Below are 24,876 nucleotides of genomic sequence, written 5' to 3' on the forward strand. Positions count from 1 at the left end.
TCATGGCTGGTACACCGCATGAAATTATTGAAAAAAATACAGGCTTGTTAGTCATTGGTATCGTGATTGCTATTAGTTTTGCAACGCTAGTTGAAATCGTGCCATTGATCTATGACAACAAGGGTCCTGAAGAAGGTGGGGTGAACGCTCCCCTTCCCGCTATGGAGCCTTGGACAGCGCTTGAATTTGAAGGTCGTGATATTTATATCCGTGAAGGATGTCACGTTTGTCATACTCAAATGGTTCGCCCATTACGTGCAGAAGTTGAACGTTATGGACCATATTCACGTGCCGCTGAGTCGACGTGGGATCATCCATTCTTATGGGGATCGAAACGTACTGGACCAGATTTAGCACGTGTTGGTGGCCGTTATTCTGAAGATTGGCAAAAGCAACATTTGATCAATCCACGTTCGCTAGTGCCTGAGTCAGTTATGCCAGGTTTCCCTTGGTTGGCGACTAACGAAGTAGATGGCGAAAACATTCAAGCTAAAATGCGTCTATTCCGCGATCGCTTCGGTGTTCCTTATACTGAAGAAGACATTGAAGGCGCTCCAGATGCAGTGCTTGGCGCTACTGAGCTTGACGCTTTGGTCGCCTATCTACAGCAGTTAGGTACCGCAATGGAAGGACAGCGCTAATGGGTATTGGTGAATTACAAACAATTGCGACCGTTTCTGCCTTTATTGCCTTCGTAGGCGTTGCATGGTGGGCGTATTCGCCAAAAAACAAAAAACGCTTCGAAGAAGATGCACAACTTGCGCTTGATGACGAGGATATAAAATCTCTGTCTGAAGAGCAGCGCAATAAGGATAAATGATGACATTTTTTTGGAGTTCTTGGATCACGCTAATCAGTTTCGGTTGCTGGCTTTTTATTCTTGGCGTTCTGCTGTTTGTACTAAAATACAAACCAGACGTTGAGGAAGACGGTACCACTGGTCATGAATACGATGGTATCCGAGAATACGACAAAGCACTTCCTAAATGGTGGTTGGTGATATTTTTTGGTTCAATCGTTTGGGGTGTGGCGTACTGGGTATTCTTCCCAGCTATGTTCCCAGCACATTGGAAAGGCATCGCCACCGTAGAAGTTGACGGTGAGACTGTACCGTGGACCTCTAAAAACGAGTTGTTCAGTGAGCTTGAAAGTAACAACAAAGTATTTACTGATAACTTTGAAAAAAGCATTTTGGTAAAAGCAGATGCTGCAGGCGCGACTGCGACATTAGGGTCGTTGAATGAGTTACAAGCGACCATGCGTCGTAGCGAAAACCCACCAGCAGATCTACAGACTAAAATTGACGAAAAAGTTGCAGAACTTGCTCCTTATGTCGAAAAACTGTCTGAAAATCCAAATGCTTTAAAAGTTGGTAGCCGCTTGTTCTTACAGAACTGTTCTGTATGTCATGGCTCTAACGCTAAAGGTGCGACAGGCTACCCTAACCTAACGGATAATGATTGGTTATATGGCGGCGAAGCTAGCAATATTCTGACCACGCTACACAATGGTCGTATCGGCGGTATGCCTGCTTGGCGCGATCAGATCGGCGAAGACGGTGTACGTGCAGCTTCTGAGTATGTATTATCACTATCTCCGAACAACGGTAGTAAGAGTAACGGTGAACTTGATCAAACCTTGGTTAATCAAGGCGAAGCTATCTTTAAGCAGCAGTGTGCACTATGTCACTCTGAAAGTGGTAAAGGTATGATTTCAGCAGGTGCACCGAACTTGACTGACAATATCTGGTTATATGGCGGTGAGCGTGAGACTGTACGTAATACATTACGTTATGGCCGTGCTGGCGTTATGCCTCAGTGGGAAACTAAGCTAGGTAACGAGCGTATCATGCTACTTGCTGCTTATATCTACTCACTATCAGATAAAACAGGCAAATCACCTGAAGCAGCACCAGTTACTGCTGCTACTCAGCCTGTAGCAACTGAAGAAGCAACTGCTAACTAAGACGTTGCTACTGTACTGAATATGGATGAGATTTAATGAAGGGAGAACTGTTAGTGCAGTTCTCCCTTTTGCGTATAGCAGTATTGATTTTCATTTAGAAATGACAATGATGAACGGCTATAAACACTAGAAAACGTTCTCATATATTCGTTGCTTTTTACGATTATCACCCCATTATTAGTAGGGAGAATGTTAGAATAGCTATTTTTTGAAATAGTCCATTGGTCATGGCTTGATATCGCTCTGACTCAATCACATAACACGATAGTCAACTTCACATAATTAGATACAGGCTCGTTTAGCCTACTACTTGTAGTACTTTTACTCCCCTTTGCTTGTATCAAGATTATGTTGAACCGACTATATTTACAATCGATCATTTGGTAAGCAGATTAGAAGGTTTTTATTGAATTTTCTATCCGCTATTTACTGACATTGATAACATCATACACTCATATACCTCGACGCTAGAGGTGTTTGTTCATCATGCCAGCAGACTGATTCTTTTTTTAAAGAGGCACGTTTATGTCAGCACAACAATCCAATAAAATTCCTGTACAACAAGTCGATCTTGATGCAACCAAGCATCGTGTGCATCCGAGGTTTGTCACAGGTTTTTATCAAAATATTCGTGTCATCACGATGTATGCTCTTTTGGCGGCTTTTTTACTTTTGCCATGGCTGCGCTATAATGATAGACAAGCAATATGGTTTGATGTGCCATCACAGCATTACTATATTTTTGGCATGACATTTTTGACGCAAGATTTTTATTTTATTGCTGCATTTGCCATTATTGCCGCGTTTACGCTGTTTATGGTGACGGTATATGCTGGGCGCGTTTGGTGCGGTTATGCTTGTCCTCAAACAATATGGACGCATCTATACCAATATGTTGAAAAATGGGTGATTGGCGATCGTAATAAGCGTATCAAGTTTGATAAAGCACCGTTAAGTGCGAGCAAAGTGTTCAAGCGCACAGTGGTATATTCAATTTGGTTTTTGCTTTCTGTGATTACCGCAGCGACCTTTGTTAGTTATGTAGCAGGTACAGATTCTCTATATCACAGCTGGCAGTCAATAGGAGTAATTCCATTCCCTGACTGGCCAACGTGGGTATGGGTCTCAATGTTTATCTTTACCTTTGCTACTTATGCCAACGCAGGCTACATGCGTGAGCAAATGTGTGTACAGATTTGCCCCTATGGCCGCTTTCAAAGTGTGATGTTTGATAAAGACACATTAATCGTATCTTATGATTATGAACGCGGTGAGCCGCGCGGTGCCCGTAAAAAAGGCACAAACCCAGAGCACTTAGGCGACTGCATTGAATGCACCATGTGTGTGCAGGTCTGCCCTACTGGTATCGATATTCGTGATGGTCTGCAAGTTGCCTGTATTCAGTGTGCGGCTTGTATCGATGCCTGTAACGAAGTGATGGACAAGGTCGGCTATCCGCGTGGCCTGATTCGTTATACGACCGAACGTCAGCTAGCAGAAAAAGAGCCAAGCCGCGTACTGCGCCCACGACTATTTGCTTATTTGACATTATTAGCCGTACTATGTGGCGGCGTTATATATGCGTTAACCGATCGCGTGCCCTTGGAAATTGATATCCGCCGTGACCGCAATCAGTTATCGTCTATCAACAGTCAAGGCATGATCGAAAACAGCTATATCGTCAAGCTAACCAATAAGACACAGGATGCTCATACCTATACGATAACGCTTGCACCGCAAAAAGGGCTGAGCTTAGAGCTACGCTTTAATGATGTACCATTAGAAGCGGGCGAAAGCTTTGATATGCCAGTTAGTATTTATGGTGATCCTGATGTGATAGAGTTTGGCCAAACGCCTGTCACGCTAAATGTGAGCAGCGAAAATGGTAAGTACAAGGTAAGTAAGCAAAATATCTTTACAACCCAAGGTCAGTAAATGATTAGCAGACCTATTGTTTAATTTCATGTATATCATTCGGTCGTCTGTAGTTAGTGCAAGTAGTTAAATAACTATTCTAGCTAAAGACTATCGAATAAATGTTTTACCATTAAACTGGTAGCGCTTAGCCGCCAAATTATCCGTTGATACCATTTGTAGATGTCTAACGAACAGCTATCTATTGATTGCGTATCTGATGCATAGGTATTTTATGTCTACTCCAGCACCGAACTTTAAACATCAAGATAAACAGCCATGGTATAAAAATTACATGGTCGTTATCTTTGTGATTGGCATGCCTGCTGCGGTCGTGATCGCTTGTATTTGGTTTGTTTATTACTCTTACCAGATCCGTGATAGCGTGGTACGTGACGACTGGTATATGGATGGCAAAACGCTCTATCATGATGTCTCTCGTGACAAGCTCACGTATGATTTAGACTTGCATGGACAAATGCAGTTTGCAGAAAATGGCGATATTGTGTTTTATCTTAACTACCCTGAACAAAGCGTCCAGTCAGGCAAGCTGTTAAATGGTACGCCACTTACCTATCCCAATACGTTAGAACTTTCTATTTCTCATGCAACGGATATCAAAAAAGACCGCGATGTTGTCCTTAAGCATGTTGAGGGCAATAAATACAGCGCACAAGTCGATATTGATCCTGTAAAAGCCAAGTACTACCTACAGGTTAGCAACGACGGTAAAGATGATTGGCGTATGCAAGATGTCGCAAAACTGCCTCGTTCAAAGGTCAGCTTTGACCCACTACCAGTTTTTGCTAAAAGTTAATGCTGTTAATAGCATCCAGACATAAAAAAACCAGCCACTCGTCAGAGATCGGCTGGTTTTTTTGAGCTATTTAGTATTCTACTAATTAATAGGTACTATTTAATATCGTATTAATTTTTCAATTACTAAATCACAGGATTAATCGTTGGAATTTTCTGTGCTTTACGCTCGTTTTGCGCGGCTTTATCCGTCTCTGTCGAATAAGGCTTGTCACTAGCGAACTTAGGATTGAACGTTTGCGTCCTTGGCGATACAGGTAAACCAATCTCAGCCAAACTATCCGTCTGCCCAGCTTGAATATTATCACCCTCAAATAAACGCTCATCATTATCACGGTCAAGACTAAGTGTTTCAAAATCAAAAAGCTCACGATCAGCTAACTGTGATGGTGCAACGTTTTGCATTGCCTTAAAGATAGAAGCCAAACGCTGCGGGTGAGCATCATCCCATTCACGTAACATATCGTTGATAATAGCGCGTTGTAGATTGGTCTGGCTGCCACATAGATTACAAGGAATAATTGGAAATTCCTTTAATTTGGCATATTCAATAATATCTTTCTCTTCGACATAGGCCAATGGGCGAATCAGCATATTTTGCTTGTCATCACTCAGTAGCTTGGGCGGCATTGATTTGAGCGCACCACCATGGAATAAGTTCAAAAAGAAGGTCGCCAGCATATCATCACGATGATGACCAAGGGCAATCTTAGTCGCGCCAATTTGTTTGGCAAAGCCATATAGTGAACCGCGGCGCAGACGAGAGCACGCAGAGCAGTAAGTCTTGCCTTCTGGCACTACGCTTTTGACGATGCTATATGTGTCTTTTTCTAAAATATAGTGAGCAATACCCTGCTCGTTTAGATACGCAGGTAAGATATCTTCTGGATAGCCTGGCTGCTTCTGATCAAGATTGACTGCGACGATATCAAAATGAATTGGTGCAATGCGTTTTAACAGCAATAAAATATCAAGTAAGGTATAGCTGTCTTTACCACCCGAAACACAGACCATCACCACATCGCCATCTTCAATCATGTTGAAATCGCGGATTGCCCAAGAGACTTGGCGACGCAGCTTCTTTTGTAATTTACGAAAGTACGCTGATTCAGTAGGTGCTTGCGCATCGGCAAACTGCGCGTCAATCATGTCCTCATCATTGCCATCTTCAGAGACGTCATCGTACTCTCTACTATCAGTACCGGTCTCCAAAGCCTGACTATCAAAGCTCGTTGCATCAGATACATCATCAGCTTGAGAAGGAATATTTGGCGTAAATAAGGTTGCTGCGGTCATAAGTTACTCAATATCTTTATAAGGGTGATTTTACTATAAAGCGATTTGCGATAAGGCTTTTAAAGCATTAGCACCGGCGTCAGGTGACTGATACTTTAAAAGCTGCGATTATAACAAATATTGCTAACAGATTGAAAAGATGACAGTAATACCGACTTTATTTTATTACGATGCTGTTTAAATTTGCTTTGGTAGCTTAGTGACGGGTGATTGGTCGCTTCGTGGTTCTGTAGTAGACGTATTTTTGCTAAAATAGCTGTTTTCGTAAACCAATAATAGATATCACTATGACTAACGTTACTTTGCAAAACACTTCCAATCAAGCATCCGATGCTGACTTAGCTGCTCTTACCAAAAGCCAAAATGCGGTTGTCCTTTTATCAGGCGGTCTCGATTCGGTGACTTGCTTATATTGGGCAAAAGCGCGCTATGCATCAGTGACAGCAGTCAGCTTTAACTATGGTCAGCGTCATAATAGTGAACTTGTGGCCGCAAAGACCATCGCTGAGACAGCAGGTGTCAATCATAGAATCATCGATATTGATATCGCACAACTGGGTGGTTCATCACTAACAGATCACAGCATGATTGTGCCAGACGGTGATTCGGATAAATTCCCTAGCAAAAAGCGCGACGAAATCGATAACGACGCTATCCCAAATACCTATGTGCCTGCGCGTAATACTATCTTCTTATCATACGCGTTAGCAGTCGCCGAAGTCGCTGATGCCAACCATATCGTCATTGGTGTCAGCTCAGTTGACTATTCTGGCTACCCTGACTGTCGCCCAGAGTATATAGCTGCCTTTGAACATATGGCCAACCTTGCGACAAAAGCAGGCGTTACTGGTCATCGCTTATCGATTCAAACGCCATTGCAGCAATTATCAAAAGCCCAAACCATTGAGCTTGGTCTGTCATTAGGTGTCGATTATGGACAGACGATTTCTTGTTATCGCGCAGATGCCAATGGTCTTGCTTGCGGTGTTTGTGATAGCTGCGCATTACGTCGTCAAGGCTTTGCCCAAGCTGGCGTAACCGACCCTACTCATTATCAGTCTTAATTAATTTTAGTCAGTCCTATATAAGTTGGGTACGGTATCAGGTGCGCTTAGTCTACTACTTGTATTACGTTTACTCGCCTATCTTGTACCCAAATCATATAAAGCTAACTATGTATTAGCGCTAAATGTTGCATGGAATGGTGACACCCATCAACATTCGCGCAACATTCGCTTGCATTAACACAGCACGTCGTTCTTGTATTCTAATCGACATACTTGCTATCGTATGAACGATTATATTTATCGAAAGATGTACATGACGATATCGGTCACTCATATATTGATGAGTTGACTTTGCATTGAGCAAAAGATAAAAATTGACGCTACCCGTAAGAGGAAATTTATGAAGTTGTTGCCAGTACTACCCCTAGCCTTAGCGGCCCTGTTTGCCATGCCACAAGCCAACGCTGCTGACATTAAGCAAGACAATATCAATTCATGTGTCAATGGCGCAGTCAAATACAAAGTCGCTGACAAAAGCAACGCAACCAAACTATGTAACTGTACTATTGGTGTGCGCAGCAACATGACTATCGGTCAAATGTGGGAAATCGAAAGCTACGCACAAGATAAGAAAGACCCTTCTAATCTGCCATATGTGAAGGCAATGCAAAAAGATTTGCAGCAGTGCACGGTTGGCTTGGATTTGAAGAAGCCACAAAAACCTGCGTAACCTCTAATCGTTTGATATACAAAAGACTGGCTATTGCCAGTCTTTTTTGTTGCCAATGAATGGGCAAAGTGTAAAACTGATTATTTATTTCTACTAATCTGCCTATAATAAGAACACTATAATATAGAACCATCATTAAGCCAGTACACATAACTAAAATTAATAAGGATTTTATAATGGCCAAGCCAACAACAGAAACCATTCACCTACCTGATTTTCCAGTAACCATAGTACGCAAGCTTGCTGGTAACTTTATCCATGATGAAATCAATTTAAAAGAAATGGTCGCCAATACCGATAAAGGCCTTATTCTCTATTTCTATCCCAAAGATAACACGCCAGGCTGCACCACACAGGCAACAGAGTTTACTTCGCACCTTCATGACTTCGATGAATTGGGCTACGACATTATCGGTGTCTCTCGTGATAGCGTTGAATCTCATGAAAAATTTATCGACAAATATGACTTGCAGATTCCACTCATCAGTGACGCTGATGAAAAGCTATGCCAGTATTTTGGTGTTATCAAAGAAAAAAATATGTACGGCAAAGTTACGCTAGGCCTTGTACGTTCGGCATTTGTATTCAATAAAAACAGTGAGCTGACTCATGCACAGCGTAACCTACGTGCCAAAGACTATACCAGTCGTTTACTGACTATATTGGCGCCGTAATCACTGGTTCTGTAATCAAATCAATATTCATCATAAAAACGATAAAAACCGAATAAAAAATATAAGCCAAGCATTCAGTCTATCACTGAATATAACCTTGCCCCTATTAGAGAATAATATGAATAAACAATCTGACACGACCACCGACGATACGCCGAAAGAAGTCACGCGCAAAGTATCTGTCGCTATTATTGGCGCGGGTACCGCAGGTCAAAACGCTTTTCGCCAAGCGAGTAAAATCAAAGATGACGTGGTCATTATTAATGAAGGATTTTGGACCACGACCTGTATTGCGGTCGGCTGTATGCCTAGTAAGCTGCTAATTGCAGCTGCTGATCGCACACATGATGCCAATCATTCTGCTGAATTTGGTATCCATGCGACCGCGCAAATCGATGGCAAACGAGTCATGGAGCGTGTACGTGACGAACGCAGTCATTTTGCCAGCTACATTAAAAAGCAAGTAGACAGCTGGCCTGATCATAAGAAAATCGACGGTCGTGCTCGTATCAATGAGCAAGGGCTAATCGAGGTCAATGGTGAGCTGATTGCTGCCGAGCAAATCATTGTCGCTACAGGTAGCTCGCCGTTTATTCCTGATGGATGGGCGGATAAGCTTGGTGATACCATGCTAACGTCTGATAGTGTCTTTGAGCTTGAAGATTTGCCAAAGACTATGGCTGTCGTTGGTGCTGGTGCCATCGGTCTAGAGCTTGCACAAGCATTTACACGTTTAGGTGTAGAAGTTACTCTGCTAAACCGTGCCAAACAAGTGGCTGGTCTAAAAGATGATGATATCAATAATAAGGCCATGGATTGCTTAAGTCATGAACTAACCATGCATCTAGGCAGCGAAATTACCGATGTAGGCACAACAGCAGAGGAAGGTAATAAAAGTGCGTTTATCAAATATAAAGACAGCGCTGGTGAGTCTCAGCAATGGCAAGGTGAGTATGTCTTAGTTGCTACTGGTCGTCGCAACAATATTAAGCAGCTAGGTGTCGAAAACTTAGGTGTTGAGCTAGACGATAAGAACCGTCCAAAAGATTTAAGTAAAAAAACAGGCCAAATTGGTTACTTAAACGTCTATATCGTTGGTGATGCCAATGCTAATATTCCGTTACTGCATGTGGCCAGCGATGAAGGCTATAGTGCGGGCAGTATGGTCTGCGAGAACACAGAAGCGGCCTATATTCGCCCACCTGCGACGCCGTTTTCTATCGTATTTTGCTCACCGCAAATCGTCAATGTTGGTATGTCGCTACCAGAGATTCAAAAAGATACAGAACTCGAATTTGTTATCGGTAGTGTGAGCTTTGATAATCAAGGACGTAGCCGTGTGATGGGTGTCAACTGCGGCTTACTACATATCTATGGCTGCAAAAAGACAGACAGAATTTTAGGCGCCAGTATGGTCGGTCCTGATGCTGAATATATCGGTCATATACTTGCTACAGCGATTACCAATGATTTGAGCATTAAAGACATGCTCGACACTCCTTTTTATCATCCAACGATACTAGAGGGGCTACGTACGGCGCTACGTGATGTGCAGTACAAAATGGAGATACCTTTCCAATCTCTAGATACCCAAAAGGATAATTCTTAATCGACCATTTAGCTAAGCCCTCAAGTCAGCAATGCTTTCAAACTGGCAGTAATTGATCTTAAGCGCTGCTCCTATTTGATTGCTTTGACGACTTGAGGTAATTTATAAATAGATATTCTTTTATAACTTTTTGTACAAACACACCCTGCATGGACGAAAAAATGCCAATCGCTAGTGTTACTGACTTTTTTGAAGAGATCATTCGCGACTTACATACTAGCCTATATCTTGCTCTCGGCGGCTCTATAGATGAAGAGTCACTTAATTGGTCCTCTCAAGCAGTAGAATTGGCGAGCACTGGCATCAAAATCCTAATACTGCTTGCGGTATTGGGATTTTTTTATTGGTTGGCCAATTATATCCTTAGACAAAGCCGAGCCAAAATTCGGTTAAATGAGCGCCGCACCAAGATTGTCCGTTCAGTTTTGCGCTATGTCTGGATTGTAGCCAGTCTGATAGCAATCATGAGTCAGATAAACTTTGAGCCAGAAACCATCAAAGCCACCGCGAAGGCAAGTACTTGGGCAGGCATCTATTACGTACTTTGGGCATCATCAGGACAAATCATTCACAGAGTCCTACAGCACTATGGTCTCAATGCTTCCATAGAGCAGCTACTCAAAAATATTTTATCTGTACTACTATTGGTACTTGGGCTTGCCAGCGTCATGGCGCAATTTGGCTTTGACATCGTATCGTTAGTGGCGGGTTTAGGTATTGTTGGTTTGGCGGTTGGTTTCGCCGCTCAGTCTACCCTTGCTAATTTTATCGCTGGTATCACCATTCTGCTTGAGCAGTCTTTTCAAGTCGGTGACTGGATTCATATCAATGATAATGAAGGGCGGGTGGTACTTATCGCGTTACGCACCACTCACATCCTCACTCGAGACAACATCACTGTCATTATCCCAAACTCTAATGTTGCCTCGTCTGAGGTGATCAACCTGACTTCCAAGAACTTTATCCGTTTTGATATTCGTGTACGTATCGCGTTTGAAGATGATATAGAAACGGCTCGTAAGGAAATTTTGCAAGTACTTAGTGATACCGATGCGGTGCTTAATCGTCCTGAGACGTCAGCGACTGTGGCAGAAATTGGAGAGTACGGGGTGTTCTTTATCGTACGCTTTTGGGTCAAACCAGCAGCCGTTGCCCGCATACCCAAAATCAAAGAAGTGCTACAAGAAGAGATTAAAATCGCGTTTGACGCGGCCAATATCTCTACGCCCTATCCGCATATGCGACTGCTAATGCCAAAGGATGTTGACTACCCTATTGCGACTAAACCCTTTGCAACCACCACTCAAATCGTCCCAGAGGAATTACCACTGACTAAGGGTGAGTAGAGAATTTTTTCCCGTATTTAACTATCACATCTTAAAATCTTAAACACGGCTACTTTGAACCATCCTACTGTGAATTATGGTAAAATTGCCGGTTACACCGATTATCTTATAATTTGCTTTTTTGTCAATTTAGCCCACAGGTACCCGTATGACCGAACAAACCGCGCCCGCATCTCTAACAGCAGCTTCACCAGAGTTGTCGCTTGATCTTATTATTACCTGTGCCGATGGGCTTGAGGCACCACTGCAGACTGAGCTAACCAGTTTTGGCATTGACAGCGAAATCAAAAGTACCGGCCGTCTAGCCGTAACTGGTGGCTTACGTGAGCTATATACTATCTGCCTATGGTCACGCGTGGCCTCGCGGGTATTGATGCTGATTAAACGTAAAAACATCAATGCAGAATACGACGTTGCAGAGCAGCTATACGGCTTGGCAAAATCGGTCAATTGGACTGAGCAGTTTAGCCTAGAGCAAACCTTTGCTATTCGTCTGTCTGTCGATAAGCGTGTCGCCGTCAGTCAGCAGTTTGCCATGCTACGTATCAAAGATGCTATTGCCGATACGTTTAACGAAGTTTACGACAGCCGTCCTAACGTCGATAGCAAAAATCCAGACTTCTCGGTTTTTGCCACTATCAATGATAAGCAAGCCGAGCTATATCTAGATTTATCTGGTACCAGTTTGCATCGCCGCGGTTACCGTGTGGCCATGACAGAAGCACCACTAAAAGAAAACTTGGCAGCCGCCCTGCTCTATAGCGCTGGTTGGCACAAGAAAAACGAAGCTGGCGACGCACCTTTCTATAATGCGTTAATCGATCCAATGTGTGGCTCTGGAACGTTCCTTATTGAAGCGCTATTGATGCATTGCGACTATGCCGTGGGTATCGACAAAGCTGCCAATCAATTTGGCTTTTATCAGTGGCAGCATCATGATGAGACGCTATGGCAAGAGATGATCGATGATGCTCAAACGCGTTTCCGCGAAGCATTAGAGATTGCCAATGAGCAGCCTGATACATTGCCGCTTATGCTGGGCTTTGATGCTGATAGTGGTGCGATTCTTGCCACAGAAAAGAACTTAATTGCCGCAGGTTTACAAGACCTTTTACCGTTACTCGATATCGAGCATCGTGCGCTTGACCAACTTAGTAACGTGCTCAAGCCATTAGTCAATGATGGTCAATTGAGCAATCCTTTGGTCATTACCAACCCACCATATGGTGAGCGTTTGGGTGATGAAGAAATGATTAAGCCGTTGTATCAAGCGATTGGGCTGATATTGCAAGACAGCTTTGCCGGTAGTGGCATTGACCCGATGCTTGGCATATTGGCCTCTCATGTCGAACAAGTAGATATTCTACCGATTAAAGAACCAAAAACCTTACGCTGTCATAATGGTGCTATTACCGTCTATTTCCGCTACGGAACGCTTATCGCTGGACAAACGGGTAATCTTGTTAGTCGTTTTGAGAAACGCGAGATTGAAGTAGAAGATGGTCAAGACTTTATTAATCGTCTGCAAAAAAACCTTGCTAAGCTTAAGAAACTGGCCAAAAAAGACAATGTAAGCAATATTCGTGTATACGATGCTGATTTACCTGATTTTAAAGTCGCGATTGATTTATATGGTGATTATGCGCATGTGCAAGAATATGCACCACCAAAGACCATCCCACCTGAAACTGCGAAGAAACGTTTTAATTTGGCATTGATGGGTATCCGTGAAGTCTTTGATATTAACCGTGAACAGATCTTTATCAAAACGCGTGCCCGTCAGTCTGGCAACGATCAGTACAGCAAGCAGAACACCACAGAAAAACGTGGTAAGTTTCATGTTGCGCGCGAAGATGGTGCCTATCTGTATGTCAACTTTACAGATTATTTAGATACTGGTCTGTTTATCGATCACCGTAATATGCGTGCTCGTATCAAGGACAACAGCCGCGGTAAAGCAGTACTTAACCTGTTTGCTTATACTTGTACTGCAAGTGTGCATGCAGCGCTTGCTGGTGCGAAAAAAGTCACTAGCGTCGATTTGTCACAGAACTATCTAGATTGGGGCAAACAAAACTTTGTCTTGAACGGTTTGGACGTTAGCCGCAATAAATACCAATTCGTTGCTGCCGATATCTTTGAGTGGATTAAAGACAATACCGAACAGTTCGATGTTATCTTTATTGATCCACCGACCTTCTCAAACTCTAAGAAGTTTCAAGGTACTTTTGATGTACAACGTGACCATACTGCACTGATTAATCGTGCCATGAACCGCCTCACCTCTGATGGCGTCTTATACTTCTCTAACAACTTTACGCGTTTTGAGTTAGATGAGCAGTTGACTCAGCGTTATGACATCATTGATATCACGCAAAAAACCATTGGCTTTGATTTCAATATCAAAAAGCCGATTCATCAAAGCTTTGAGATTCGTCATCGTCAAAGTCTATAATTCGAAGTTTTAAATTTGAAGCTTAGAATCTAAAGTCCGTAAACAGGATTTTGATAAATAAAGTTGTAGATTTATAAGGGCAATATAAGTACCTGAAACTCCTGTTTTTTGCCGAATGTATATGAAATATAACAATGGCCCAATCAGCTTTGATTGGGCCATTTTTTGTTGCTATGATAGAGCGTTACTAGGCGATGGATTTGCGCAGTTATTGCGTAAGCATCGCCTTTTTTCGATGACCTTATAAAACCACTAACGTCTAATAAAAAGGATAACACCATGGCTTTATCACTTAATAAAGGCGGTAATTTATCGCTAACGAAAACCGACCCAAATTTAACCAAGCTACTTATCGGTCTTGGCTGGGATGAGCGTGCCACTTCTGGTGCTGAGTTCGACCTTGATGCTAGCGTGTTTTTGCTAAATGGCGCAGGTAAAGTGCGCGGCGATCACGACTTTATCTTTTATAATCAGCTGAAGTCTGACAATGGTGCTGTCGAGCATACTGGCGACAACCGTACTGGCGAAGGCGACGGTGATGATGAGGTTATTAAAGTAAATCTCACTCAAGTACCTGCTGATGTAGATAAAGTAGTCGTGACAGTGACTATCCATGACGCTGCTGCTCGCAGCCAGAACTTTGGTCAGGTCGCCAATGCCTTTATCCGTGTCGTTAATGAAGAAACAGGTACTGAAGTGGTACGTTTTGATTTAGCAGAAGACTATTCTGTTGAGACAGCAATGGTGTTTGGCGAAGTATATCGTCACAACGGCGAATGGAAATTCCGTGCTGTTGGTCAAGGCTATTCAGGCGGCTTGCAAGCGATGTGTCAGCAATACGGTGTCGATATCTAAAACCATTATTTACTGGTATTTAGTCAGTTATTAGTCACTGTCATCACGTCCAAAATAGCAAACCGCCATCGTTGCAAATAGTCACAATTTTTAATGGCCAAATGACTAGTAATGCTTTACGTTTCGTTTAAAATTATGCATAAAAAGTGGTTAGTAATAACCGCTTTTTTGCGGTTCATGCCTATACTAGGTAGACCTTAGCTTTACGCAACCATACAGGATGTGTCATGAGACATTTTTATTTAGACTTTATCTTTACCGCAATTGCTTTGGCAATAGCAGCATGGTGGGGATATTCACATGGCGGTATGGGTGGCATGATAACCACTCTTTCTATTACCGCTATTTTGGCCGTCATGGAGATTTCATTATCTTTTGATAATGCGGTGGTCAATGCTTCAGTCCTTAAGGGCTGGGACGAATTTTGGAAAAAGATATTTTTAACCGTTGGTATCCTAATCGCTGTATTCGGTATGCGATTGGTCTTCCCTATTGTCATCGTCGCGGTTACTGCCGACCTTGGTATGATGGAAGTTATCAACTTGGCTTTATATAGCCCTGAAGAGTACTCAGCAAGACTGATGGCACACCATGCAGAAATCTCAGCATTTGGTGGTATTTTCTTACTATTGGTATTCTTGAACTTTATTTTTGATGACAAAGAAGTACATTGGTTTGACTGGCTTGAGAGCCGTTTAGCCAAGCTAGGCAAAGTCGATGCCATGAGCGTATTTGTAGCGCTTATCGTCTTGATGATTGCGGTATCGTGGGCCAATGCAGAGCAGTCAAGCGCTGTCCTAATCGCAGGTGTTTGGGGTATCTTGGTTTATCTTGGCGTACAGGTTGTATCAGGTATGCTCGAGGGCGATCTGGAAGAAGACCTAGAAAACGAAGAAAATGGTTCGGGCGCTGCGGCGACCAGTGCCATTATGAAGGGCGGTATCATTGGTTTCTTATACTTAGAAGTCCTAGATGCTTCATTCAGTTTCGATGGTGTGATTGGCGCATTTGCAATTACCAATGACGTGATTGTTATCATGTTAGGTCTTGCAATTGGTGCGATGTTCGTACGTTCTATGACTATCTTCTTGGTAGACAAAGGCACGCTTGACGAGTTCATCTATCTTGAGCATGGTGCACATTATGCCATCGGTGCATTGGCACTGATTATGCTATTGTCAGTAAAATTCCATGTGCCAGAGATTATCACTGGTCTGATTGGTATTGCCTTTATTGGTTGGGCGCTGCTAGCGTCACTTCAGCATCGTAAAGCTGAGAAAGCCAGCTTAAACTAAGCCATGTTCTCAATGTAGTCTGTATTCAGTGTAGTCTGTATCTAGTTATACATCTAAGCAGGTCATATCATCAGGTATGGCCTGTTTTTTTGTCATACTGTTTTTGTCATACTATTTTTGCCACCCTATCAGGTCATATCGAAGTCCCAAAAATATCGAAGTCCCAAAAATATCGAAATAACCAATAATTGAGACAATCAATGGTTAAAATTACGTTTGCCCTGTTACTATTACCCTATCTTCAGTTAAAATCTTCATCCTTAAATAACTTGTCGAAATAAGACCCTATAAACGATATGCAAAAAATTCTTGATGATATTGCCGCAGAGATGGCAAGAGAAACTGACCGCGGTAAAGTCGCAGATTATATCCCTCAATTGGCTCATATTGATCCTAATCAGTTCGGTATAGCCGTAGCGACTCCTGATGGGCATATGTATGCAGCAGGTGATGCAAGCACTCTGTTTTCCATCCAAAGTATCTCCAAGGTATTTACCTTAACCATTGGTCTTGGCAAACTAGGCGATACACTTTGGACACACGTCGGACGCGAACCATCTGGCGATCCTTTTAATTCAATTGTGATGCTCGAGCATGAATCTGGCCGACCGCGCAACCCATTTATCAATGCTGGTGCCATTGCCGTGGTGGATGCTATTATGATGGGACATAAACCCAAAGAAACACTGGGTGAAATCCTACAGTTTGTTCACCTCATTGCAGATGATGAGTCAATTCGCTTTGATCATAAAGTAGCGGCTTCTGAGATGGCGCACAAGGACCGAAATGCCTCTCTGGCGCACTTTATGAAATCCTTTGGTCGTTTACGACACGATGTGGATAATGTATTAGGTACGTATTTTCATCAGTGCTCAATTGCAATGAACTGCCAACAGCTGGCCAGTGCCGGTCTTTATTTAGTGTCTAACGGAGTTGATAAGCACTCAGGAGTACGTGTAATCAATGAAAAAAGAGCACGCCGTATTAACTCATTGATGATGATGTGTGGTCATTATGATGGTTCTGGCGAATTTGCTTACCGTGTGGGCTTACCAGGCAAAAGTGGTGTTGGTGGCGGTATTTTGACGATAGCACCCGGTAAAGGTTCTATCGCGGTCTGGTCACCAGGGCTTGACCATGTAGGTAACTCTAAGCTTGGACTAAAAGCACTAGAGCGCTTCGTACAAAAAACTGGCTGGTCGGTTTTTGCAGAATAAGAGATACATGTATATTTATCTAAATAGGTTTTTTATATAATGCCATGCTCTCATACTAGTTGCGAAGCATACCTAAGCCATGAGTTGGTTTATTCTAAGCCCATATAGTCAGTCGGTGCTTTTTAAAGCGATTGTTTTATCTAAGCTACCTTTGTGCTAAATCCCTTTTGTATGAAACATTACTTTTCATAACAATATCTTAACGACTATTGCTAAGTTGATTAGAAATTATCAAAGATACAGAAGTATTATGTCCCTTAGTAAGCATATAGTAAGCGCACAAAATACGCCTTGCTTAGTGAGCAAACGCTTAGTATAGTAAAACCTAATGATATGCAGGGCATAGCGTACAGGTAAGTTTTTATTATTTGCTCTGAGATATCAGTCACTGCACAACTTTTAGTTTATTTTTTATCACTCAATCCACTTAACTATTAATCCAAAGGATATTTGTATGGCTATTAGCTTAACAAAAGGCGGCAACGTAAACTTATCAAAAGAAGCGCCAGGTTTAACTAACATTACAGTCGGTCTAGGCTGGGATCCACGTGCCACTGACGGCCAAGAGTTTGATTTAGATGCAATCGGCTTCTTGATTAACGAAGCAGGCAAAGTCCGTAACGACCAAGATTTTATCTTTTTCAATAACCTAAAATCAGACAACGGCGCTGTTGAGCATACTGGTGATAACCGTACTGGCGAAGGCGATGGCGATGATGAGAAAATCAAAATCAATCTTGCGAGCATTCCAGCTGATGTCAACAAAGTAGCTATCTGCGCTATCATCTATGAAGGCCAAGCACGTAACCAAAACTTCGGTCAAGTTGGTGATGCTTATATCCGCGTTGTAAACGACAATGGCGAATCTGAAATCGCTCGTTACGACTTATCAGAAGATGGTAGCACTGAAACAGCGATGATTTTCGGTGAATTGTATCGTCACAGCGGTGATTGGAAATTCCGTGCGGTCGGTCAAGGCTTCAGCGGTGGTCTTGGACCATTAGCAGCCTCTTATGGCGTAAATGTTTAACGTTAAAACCAACGTAAACCTTTAGCAAGCCAATTATCATAATCAGACGTCTGGTTATGATCCAATGAGCCATCAAGTGTGCCCCTTTAACGCATTTGATGGCTTTAAATTTAATTGGCTTATCATTAAAAGCTATAAAGCATCTAAAAGCACACGCATACATTAAGAGCATTTAACAAAGATATTAGAATAAGGATTTGCAAGCCATGGCCGCAACATTCAGTTTAATCGGTACTATTGAACCTTTTTTGCATTGTAATCTTAAAAAAGGCGATTCAATTTATTGTGAAGCCAATGCAATGGTGATGATGGAGTCCAATCTTGAGCTAAAAGGTAAGCTACAAGGTGGCCTAATGCAGTCACTGATGCGCCGCTTTGCAAACGATGAATCGTTGTTTCAACAGCAGATTGAGGCGGTTAATGGTGAAGGCGACTGTCTGCTTGCGCCCACGCTCGATGGTGATATGCAAATCATAGAAGTTGGCAAGCAGCAGTATACATTGAGTGATGGTGCGTTTGTCGCGGCCCAAACTGGCGTCGATATCAGAGCCAATATTCAGCGCAATTTAGGCGGTGCAGTGTTTGGTGATACAGGCGGCTTTATGGTGATGCAGACTCAAGGCCAAGGCCAAGTCGTGGTATCTGGTTTTGGCTCGTTGTTTGAGATTGATGTCACACCAGATAAAGACGTCATTATTGATAACGGTCATGTGGTCTGCTGGGACTCAAATCTTGAATACAAACTGTCCGTTTCGACCAGCAAGAAAAAAGGCATCATGAGCAATATTATCAACTCTGTCACTAGTGGCGAAGGGATGGTCCTAAATTTCTCAGGAAGTGGCAAAGTCATTATTTGCTCGCGCAATCGTGACAGTTATCAAGGTTGGATACAAAGCGTCCTAGGTAGTAGCTCAGGCGGACGTGGCGGCAGTGGCGGCTTTTTAGACAATATCTTATAGCACCTTTCGCAATTTATAACACTCTTTAGCGTTATTTTTCAACGGTTTTACTCACAATTATTATAAGGATACTCACATGGCAGTTAGTCTTCAAAAAGGTCAAAAAATCTCCCTAAGCAAAGAAGCGGGTGGCGAGCTGACACAAGTTAAATTGGGTCTAGGTTGGGATGTCGCTCAAGGGCCACAGGATAAAAAAGGTGGTTTCTTAGGAAAATTATTCGGCGGCGGTTCTGGCGGCGACTCTATCGATTTAGATGCTTCATGCATTATGTTTGATGCCAATAAGCAAGCGGTCGATGCCATTTGGTTCAGTCAGCTAAAATCGAAAGATGGCAGTATCGTGCATACTGGCGATAACCGTACTGGCGACGGTGATGGTGATGATGAAGTCATCAACGTCGATCTCTCAAGAGTACCTGCTAATGTGGTTTCATTGGTATTTACGGTCAATAGCTTTACTGGTCAAACGTTTGAAACCGTAGAAAATGCGTTTTGCCGTATCGTTAATGCCAATAATAATAGCGAAGTAGCACGTTATAACTTGTCTGCGCAAGGTGGACACACAGCGATGGTAATGGCAAAGGTCTATCGTCATAATAATGAGTGGAAAATGCATGCGATTGGCGAGACAGCTTCTGGCCGCACCTTCCACGATTTAATGCCTGCCATCACACCGCATGCATAATGGACTTGAGACTTTAACTGGATTATTACCAATCTAGTTAAATAGTTTATTTAAAAAAAGAGCAGCCCATCTATCAATAGCTGGGCTGCTCTTTTATGCTTATTATCTATACTTAAGAATACTATTTACGTCCACGTTTCCAGCTAAAGCCCCAATTAAACGCTTTGTCCATCTCTTGATGACCTTTGAAGTATTGGTTGATACGCTCAACATTGATACTGCCTTGCTGATTGACCAAACGCGCAATGGCACACATTGGTAGATTACCTGCCCCTTCGGTCAAACGTGTCTCAATCGGTGATTGCTCTGGCACATGGATAGTCACAACCCCATCGGTTTTTTCCCAGTTAGGTGCGCCTTCGTAAATAAACGCAAAGATAAATACTTCTTCAATCTGTGACCATTGTTGACCATTAATATCCAGCCATTCACCGCCACTTACTTGCCCCGTTCTATCATCCGCACGTAGGCAAACATAAGGCGCTGATTGCAAGCTACCAAAGCGATTACCTAGCGCTTGAATAAGGGTTTTTTCACCATTTTTTAGATGAATCATAGCGCCGACATCTAGATCGATGCCACTTGATTGATGCTGCTTAAACAGATCTCCCAGTATGCCTTTCTTGGGCGCTGCTTTATCACTTTGCGGGCGTTGGTTCCAATCTAAATTGACCGAAATTTTGCCAAAGTCATCACGTTTTTTAAGATTAATGCTAGATTGGTTTTTAGTTAAGGTTATTTTACTTAAGTTAATCGAAGGATTGGCAGGAATTGGTGGCGGATTATTAGTTTGAGAGTTGCTGCCTACTTTTTGCGTATTGATTGGTCGCTGAGTGTTGATAGGTTGAGACTGGCTTTGTGCAGGGTTATGATTTTGGGCAGGTGTGTCATCAGCGATTTCCACACCAAAATGCTCAGATAAAGGTTTTAACCCTCCCTCAAATCCTTGGGCGATAAAACGAAATTTCCAGTTTCCTTGTCTGCGATAGCATTCAGCCAATATAATGGCTTTTTCATTACGACCTGCGCTACTCAGCTGACAGGTCATCAGCACCTGGCTACCCTGTAAGACTTGAATGTCCACATCGCCAACTTGTGACAATGTTTGCGCACTAGAGAACGCTAGGGCAATTTTCTCAATACTTGCAGGCTGTGCAGACAAATTGACATCAAAAAACCCATCACTGTCATGACCGCGAAAGCTAACGCTACCATCATCGCTACGTGTTTGACCATAAAATATCATGTCTCCATCACCGCGTACTTTGCCGTCAGTAGTCAGGCGATAAGCGGCACAATCAATGGCGTTTTGGCTTAAAATACGAATGCTAATATTGTCAGTTGGTAGTGGCGCATTGGCACCTGCAATTAGTTTTTGAGGTTGGTTTTGACTCATCATACGTCCTTTAGATTATTTATTATGCTGTTGTCATTGTCATGCCGACTATCATCATATAGTAGCATGGATATTATGGAAGTTTTGAACCAGACAATCGAGATATAAGCGATAAAGTCATCCTTACAAATCCCTATGACTATTTTATCAGAGGCGTTTATAACGCATATCATTTGTATATAATACGTCCTATTGAACCGTATACCTTTGCTAATACTACTACTAGATTTACAGTAGCAATATTGACTTGCCCATTCCCCGATACCTAACGATAACGCTGAGAGAATTATGAATAATCTTGCTGACAATAGTAACCCTTCAATACCAGTAGCGGCATGGTTAGCTGAAGGCCAATCTAGCCAGCGTGATATGTTAGAGAGCTTACAAAATCTAAAGAGCAAATCAAGCATTCCTTCAAACAACCCTTTTCAAGTTATTGCCTCACACCGTCATGATAGACCTGAGATTTTCGAATTTGCCGATATGGTTTATCGCGAGCCATCTGACTCGATTGTAGATACTGATATCCAAATGACTGATGAAACTGCTATACCACGCTGGCAATTCGTATTGGAACAAGCTCAAAAGCATAACGTAAAAGTACTGCTGACTGGACGCAATGGTATTGATTATGAATTGCATCGTGAGAAATTTGACGCTGCGGGTATTCGCTTATTGACGGGCGCAACCAGCGTAGCGGCACTAGAATCAATCGATGATAAATTTGCTTTTATGCAGCATTGTCACACTCATAATATCCCAGTGGCAGACGCATGGCGTTTTGACAATACGGCGGAGCTTGAGGCTTTACTCACCGAGCATGGTGACCAACCCCTATGCGTCAAACCTGTTGTCGGTATTTTTGCCCAAGGGTTTTGGCGACTAGACACGGGTAAAGCAGATAGTACTGCGTACGATAGCTTTGAGCACTTATACTTCACTGAAGAGAAAAAGATAAATACAGCTCAGTTTGTGAATGCCTATACTAACAGTCAAATGGTACACGAGCGCCCTATTCCAATGTTGCTTATGCCTTATCTATCAGGGCAAGAGTACTCTATCGATGTAGTCTGTGAATATGGCGAAGTTCTAGCTGCTGTCACTCGTCATAAAACAGGGAAGATACAACACGTTGGTTATGAGCAGTCTGTCATGGATGTCGTAATCCCATTGATTAGGGCTTTTGGCTGTGATGGTATCGTCAGTGTACAGACCAAAGCTGACGATAGTGGTCAGCACCGAGTTCTTGAGATTAATAGCCGCCCATCAGGTGGTATTGGTTATACTTCTCATAGTGGAATTGATTTGACGCAAGTTGGATTTTCTTATTGGCTGGGATTATCAGAGAGACCTAACTTAGAGACCAATATTCAGCATATTGAACCATGCCAAGTACGCTCTATTATGATGAGTGTCAAAATTGAAAAGGATAATGAATAAATAGTCCGCTAAGCATGCACGTGGTTAGCAAATGATTTGAATAGGCACAAAAAAAGGTTTTTAGATTAATATCTAAAAACCTTTTTTATTATCTTCATTCTTGAAAAGTATTAAAAACGAACGCTTTGAATTATTCACCAAACGCTAGTGTTGTTTGCTTAGGTGCATTTTTAGAAGCAATGAACCATAACAAGCTCAATACAACGGCTGAACCGATGAAAATCATAATAGATGAAGAAATGGCACCTGCATGTGTATAGTCCATCGGCATCACATGATCAGTCATTGTCATTTCCATCGCGGCTATACCAGTGTAATGCATACCACAAACGGCAAGACCCATGATAAACGCACTACCAAAACGCTGTAATGAACCACGCAAATTAAATGCCAACCATAGTGCAGCGATAGCGGCTGCAATAGCAATCACAATTGATACCATTAATAACGGTATATTGTATGACATGGTAGCGTCCATTTGCATAGAGGCCATACCCGTATAATGCATAGCTGCGACACCAAGTCCAGTAAGCACGCCACCGCCGATCAGTTTACCAATGCTTGAATCACCGCGACCTACGATAAGGACACCGACAGCAACGAAACAAATTGCAAGTAGCATTGAGACAATCGTTAACCCTAGATCATAGGTAACAGGCATTTTCATATCAACTGCCATCATACCGATATAGTGCATAGACCAAATCGCACCCCCGATTGCAATCGAAGATAGCGCAACCCAAAAATATAAATCTGTTCCTGGCTTGGCAGAAGGAACTCGAATGGCTAGGTTTAGGCCGACATAAGAACCAAACACTGCAATGGCGTATGAGACCAACACCAAAAGTAAGTTATATTCAACTTCAATCATTTTTTTGCCTTTTATCTATCATAAAAACTGAGCCAAATAACGTTACTTCAATCACAACACAGTGCGTCATTCGCTCATTAGTATTTGTTTTACACAGACATTAGATTATCTATGCATAATATTTTTACCCAATGGTAAATTCGCAAATGTTGGTACTGCCCGCACCACAATTAGTTTCTTTAACCTGAACCATATCGACAGCAGGATTGCTTGCTAAAAAGCCTTCTATATAACCTACAATAAAATGGCATCCTGAGTGATTATGGTCTGACGATTTACAAAATGGACATTTGATTAAATAAATTACATTGTTCTTTGCTTTAACTTTAGAAAGTCCCTTTAGTGCTGGCACAAGTTCGCGAGTAATCGTAGTAGGCATCTTTAACGGACTACCAAGTGAATAATCACGTTGGTAAATTCCGCCACCAACCTTACGGCCCAACTCGTGCAATGCAGTCATGCGTTGATCACTAGGCAAACTATCTTCATACTGACCGACAATATCTGCTATTTTAGGGTAGTACGCGCCGATGGCTGATAGAACGCTCTTCTCATCCAATGTCTTTTTTGCGGGGGCAGCTGACGAGCCACCCTCATCATCTATTTCTAGATTAAAAAGCGTACATCCTTCGATCGAAGATAAGTCATCGATTAAATCTTCCTGCGTTTTAGACCCCAGACTTCTTGCGATCACGTGAATGATGTTACCACCATTCTCTGAAGCCTCCTGTCTTTGGGAGACTAGCTGATAACCTGCTTTGATAAGCGGCGAAATAACATTGACCAAACGAATACGTTCAGAAGACGTTTCTAATGCACAAGAGAATTTCATAGAGCACTCCTTTTCTTAAAATACTGCTACGCTTTCTTCTATCAAGCTCTCTACATAAAGTAATTAACAAATATGAATAACGTTTTAAAGATCCGGCCAACTGACTTTCTCACAATATAAAAAATATTCAGACATCAACCACACAATAGTTTTTGTATATCTTTTATATTATAAGAAATGAAATATATTCAGTAGATGAAACTTCAATTTTATAGTTATTAAGCATATAAACGATTTAACAACTAGAAATTCATTAATCTTAAAGCAGTAATGAGCTTGAAAACAAGATTGAGATAAATATGTTTAAATAAACTACTATTCTTAAATTCTTATGATAACACTTACCCACAGTGAAGTTACTAAATAGCAATAGATTTTGATTGTATTATTACTGGAATTTTGTTTTGTAGCAATACACTATAAGGTATTGTCCGATAAATGGCTACATTAGCCGACAAATGGCTAGAATATAGTGCCACATCGT

General features: G+C 42.2%; 22 protein-coding genes. 18 read left to right on the forward strand and 4 right to left on the reverse strand.

Annotated elements, in window-relative coordinates:
- The first annotated feature begins 2 nt into the window (after positions 1-2).
- The 5 genes from ccoO to SJY28_RS12585 all read left to right on the forward strand — a co-directional run bounded on the left by ccoO (position 3) and on the right by SJY28_RS12585 (position 4,696).
- The gene (gene ccoO, locus SJY28_RS12565; protein WP_057760802.1) at positions 3-641 is read left to right on the forward strand and encodes a cytochrome-c oxidase, cbb3-type subunit II; all 639 of its coding nucleotides are present in this window, start codon (positions 3-5) and stop codon (positions 639-641) included.
- The gene (locus tag SJY28_RS12570; protein WP_057760804.1) at positions 641-820 is read left to right on the forward strand and encodes a CcoQ/FixQ family Cbb3-type cytochrome c oxidase assembly chaperone; all 180 of its coding nucleotides are present in this window, start codon (positions 641-643) and stop codon (positions 818-820) included. The genes ccoO and SJY28_RS12570 overlap by 1 nt, the downstream gene beginning before the upstream one ends.
- The gene (locus SJY28_RS12575) at positions 820-1,965 is read left to right on the forward strand and encodes a c-type cytochrome (protein WP_201568027.1); all 1,146 of its coding nucleotides are present in this window, start codon (positions 820-822) and stop codon (positions 1,963-1,965) included. Before SJY28_RS12570 ends, SJY28_RS12575 begins: the two co-directional genes overlap by 1 nt.
- A 525-nt stretch (positions 1,966-2,490) precedes the next feature.
- Positions 2,491-3,900 carry a cytochrome c oxidase accessory protein CcoG gene (gene ccoG, locus SJY28_RS12580; protein ID WP_191113888.1) on the forward strand — a complete coding sequence of 470 codons (1,410 nt, stop codon included), beginning with the start codon at positions 2,491-2,493 and terminating at the stop codon, positions 3,898-3,900.
- Between the two features lie 214 nt (positions 3,901-4,114).
- Positions 4,115-4,696: a FixH family protein gene (locus tag SJY28_RS12585; RefSeq protein ID WP_379544711.1), complete on the forward strand. Its 582-nt coding sequence runs from the start codon at positions 4,115-4,117 to the stop codon at positions 4,694-4,696.
- Between the two features lie 125 nt (positions 4,697-4,821).
- On the opposite strand, the gene ttcA is transcribed toward SJY28_RS12585, so the two are convergent.
- On the reverse strand, positions 4,822-5,844 hold the full coding sequence (ttcA, locus tag SJY28_RS12590) for a tRNA 2-thiocytidine(32) synthetase TtcA (RefSeq protein ID WP_379545000.1): 1,023 nt from the start codon (positions 5,842-5,844) through the stop codon (positions 4,822-4,824).
- 434 nt (positions 5,845-6,278) lie between these two features.
- Here ttcA and queC point away from each other — a divergent pair, with 434 nt between their 5' ends.
- From queC to SJY28_RS12650, 12 genes are all read left to right on the forward strand, one after another.
- Positions 6,279-7,055, forward strand: coding sequence for a 7-cyano-7-deazaguanine synthase QueC (gene queC, locus SJY28_RS12595; protein WP_114700304.1), 777 nt, complete (start codon positions 6,279-6,281; stop codon positions 7,053-7,055).
- A 343-nt stretch (positions 7,056-7,398) separates the two neighbouring features.
- Complete coding sequence (locus tag SJY28_RS12600) at positions 7,399-7,728, forward strand: hypothetical protein (RefSeq protein ID WP_057760815.1); 330 nt, start codon at positions 7,399-7,401, stop codon at positions 7,726-7,728.
- Positions 7,729-7,904: 176 nt separating this feature from the next.
- Complete coding sequence (locus tag SJY28_RS12605) at positions 7,905-8,402, forward strand: peroxiredoxin (protein WP_379544714.1); 498 nt, start codon at positions 7,905-7,907, stop codon at positions 8,400-8,402.
- Between the two features lie 118 nt (positions 8,403-8,520).
- Positions 8,521-10,011 carry a dihydrolipoyl dehydrogenase gene (locus SJY28_RS12610; protein WP_379544715.1) on the forward strand — a complete coding sequence of 497 codons (1,491 nt, stop codon included), beginning with the start codon at positions 8,521-8,523 and terminating at the stop codon, positions 10,009-10,011.
- A gap of 161 nt (positions 10,012-10,172) precedes the next feature.
- Entirely contained in the window at positions 10,173-11,357 is a 1,185-nt protein-coding gene (locus SJY28_RS12615) for a mechanosensitive ion channel family protein (RefSeq protein WP_227673188.1), read from the forward strand.
- A gap of 148 nt (positions 11,358-11,505) precedes the next feature.
- A complete protein-coding gene (gene rlmKL, locus SJY28_RS12620) occupies positions 11,506-13,812 on the forward strand; it encodes a bifunctional 23S rRNA (guanine(2069)-N(7))-methyltransferase RlmK/23S rRNA (guanine(2445)-N(2))-methyltransferase RlmL (RefSeq protein WP_379544717.1) in 2,307 nt (768 codons plus the stop codon).
- 279 nt (positions 13,813-14,091) lie between these two features.
- On the forward strand, positions 14,092-14,667 hold the full coding sequence (locus SJY28_RS12625; RefSeq protein ID WP_057760825.1) for a TerD family protein: 576 nt from the start codon (positions 14,092-14,094) through the stop codon (positions 14,665-14,667).
- Positions 14,668-14,894: 227 nt separating this feature from the next.
- A complete protein-coding gene (locus tag SJY28_RS12630) occupies positions 14,895-15,962 on the forward strand; it encodes a DUF475 domain-containing protein (RefSeq protein WP_379544718.1) in 1,068 nt (355 codons plus the stop codon).
- 296 nt (positions 15,963-16,258) lie between these two features.
- The gene (locus SJY28_RS12635) at positions 16,259-17,179 is read left to right on the forward strand and encodes a glutaminase (RefSeq protein WP_165596804.1); all 921 of its coding nucleotides are present in this window, start codon (positions 16,259-16,261) and stop codon (positions 17,177-17,179) included.
- A gap of 454 nt (positions 17,180-17,633) precedes the next feature.
- Positions 17,634-18,209 carry a TerD family protein gene (locus tag SJY28_RS12640; protein ID WP_057760832.1) on the forward strand — a complete coding sequence of 192 codons (576 nt, stop codon included), beginning with the start codon at positions 17,634-17,636 and terminating at the stop codon, positions 18,207-18,209.
- A 206-nt stretch (positions 18,210-18,415) separates the two neighbouring features.
- Complete coding sequence (locus SJY28_RS12645) at positions 18,416-19,168, forward strand: TIGR00266 family protein (protein ID WP_379544720.1); 753 nt, start codon at positions 18,416-18,418, stop codon at positions 19,166-19,168.
- A gap of 76 nt (positions 19,169-19,244) precedes the next feature.
- Positions 19,245-19,853, forward strand: a complete 609-nt coding sequence (locus SJY28_RS12650) for a TerD family protein (protein ID WP_057760836.1) — start codon at positions 19,245-19,247, stop codon at positions 19,851-19,853.
- Positions 19,854-19,974: 121 nt separating this feature from the next.
- Here SJY28_RS12650 and SJY28_RS12655 read toward each other — a convergent pair whose 3' ends face one another.
- Positions 19,975-21,249, reverse strand: coding sequence for a TerD family protein (locus tag SJY28_RS12655; RefSeq protein WP_379544722.1), 1,275 nt, complete (start codon positions 21,247-21,249; stop codon positions 19,975-19,977).
- Positions 21,250-21,537: 288 nt separating this feature from the next.
- Here SJY28_RS12655 and SJY28_RS12660 point away from each other — a divergent pair, with 288 nt between their 5' ends.
- A complete protein-coding gene (locus SJY28_RS12660; protein WP_379544724.1) occupies positions 21,538-22,689 on the forward strand; it encodes an ATP-grasp domain-containing protein in 1,152 nt (383 codons plus the stop codon).
- Positions 22,690-22,819: 130 nt separating this feature from the next.
- Here SJY28_RS12660 and SJY28_RS12665 read toward each other — a convergent pair whose 3' ends face one another.
- Both SJY28_RS12665 and SJY28_RS12670 read right to left on the reverse strand, forming a co-directional pair.
- Complete coding sequence (locus SJY28_RS12665) at positions 22,820-23,560, reverse strand: MHYT domain-containing protein (RefSeq protein ID WP_379544726.1); 741 nt, start codon at positions 23,558-23,560, stop codon at positions 22,820-22,822.
- Positions 23,561-23,684: 124 nt separating this feature from the next.
- Positions 23,685-24,392, reverse strand: a complete 708-nt coding sequence (locus tag SJY28_RS12670; RefSeq protein WP_296211579.1) for a hypothetical protein — start codon at positions 24,390-24,392, stop codon at positions 23,685-23,687.
- Positions 24,393-24,876: the final 484 nt, after the last annotated feature.

Source organism: Psychrobacter sp. R86515 (assembly GCF_042466315.1).
Lineage (GTDB): Bacteria > Pseudomonadota > Gammaproteobacteria > Pseudomonadales > Moraxellaceae > Psychrobacter.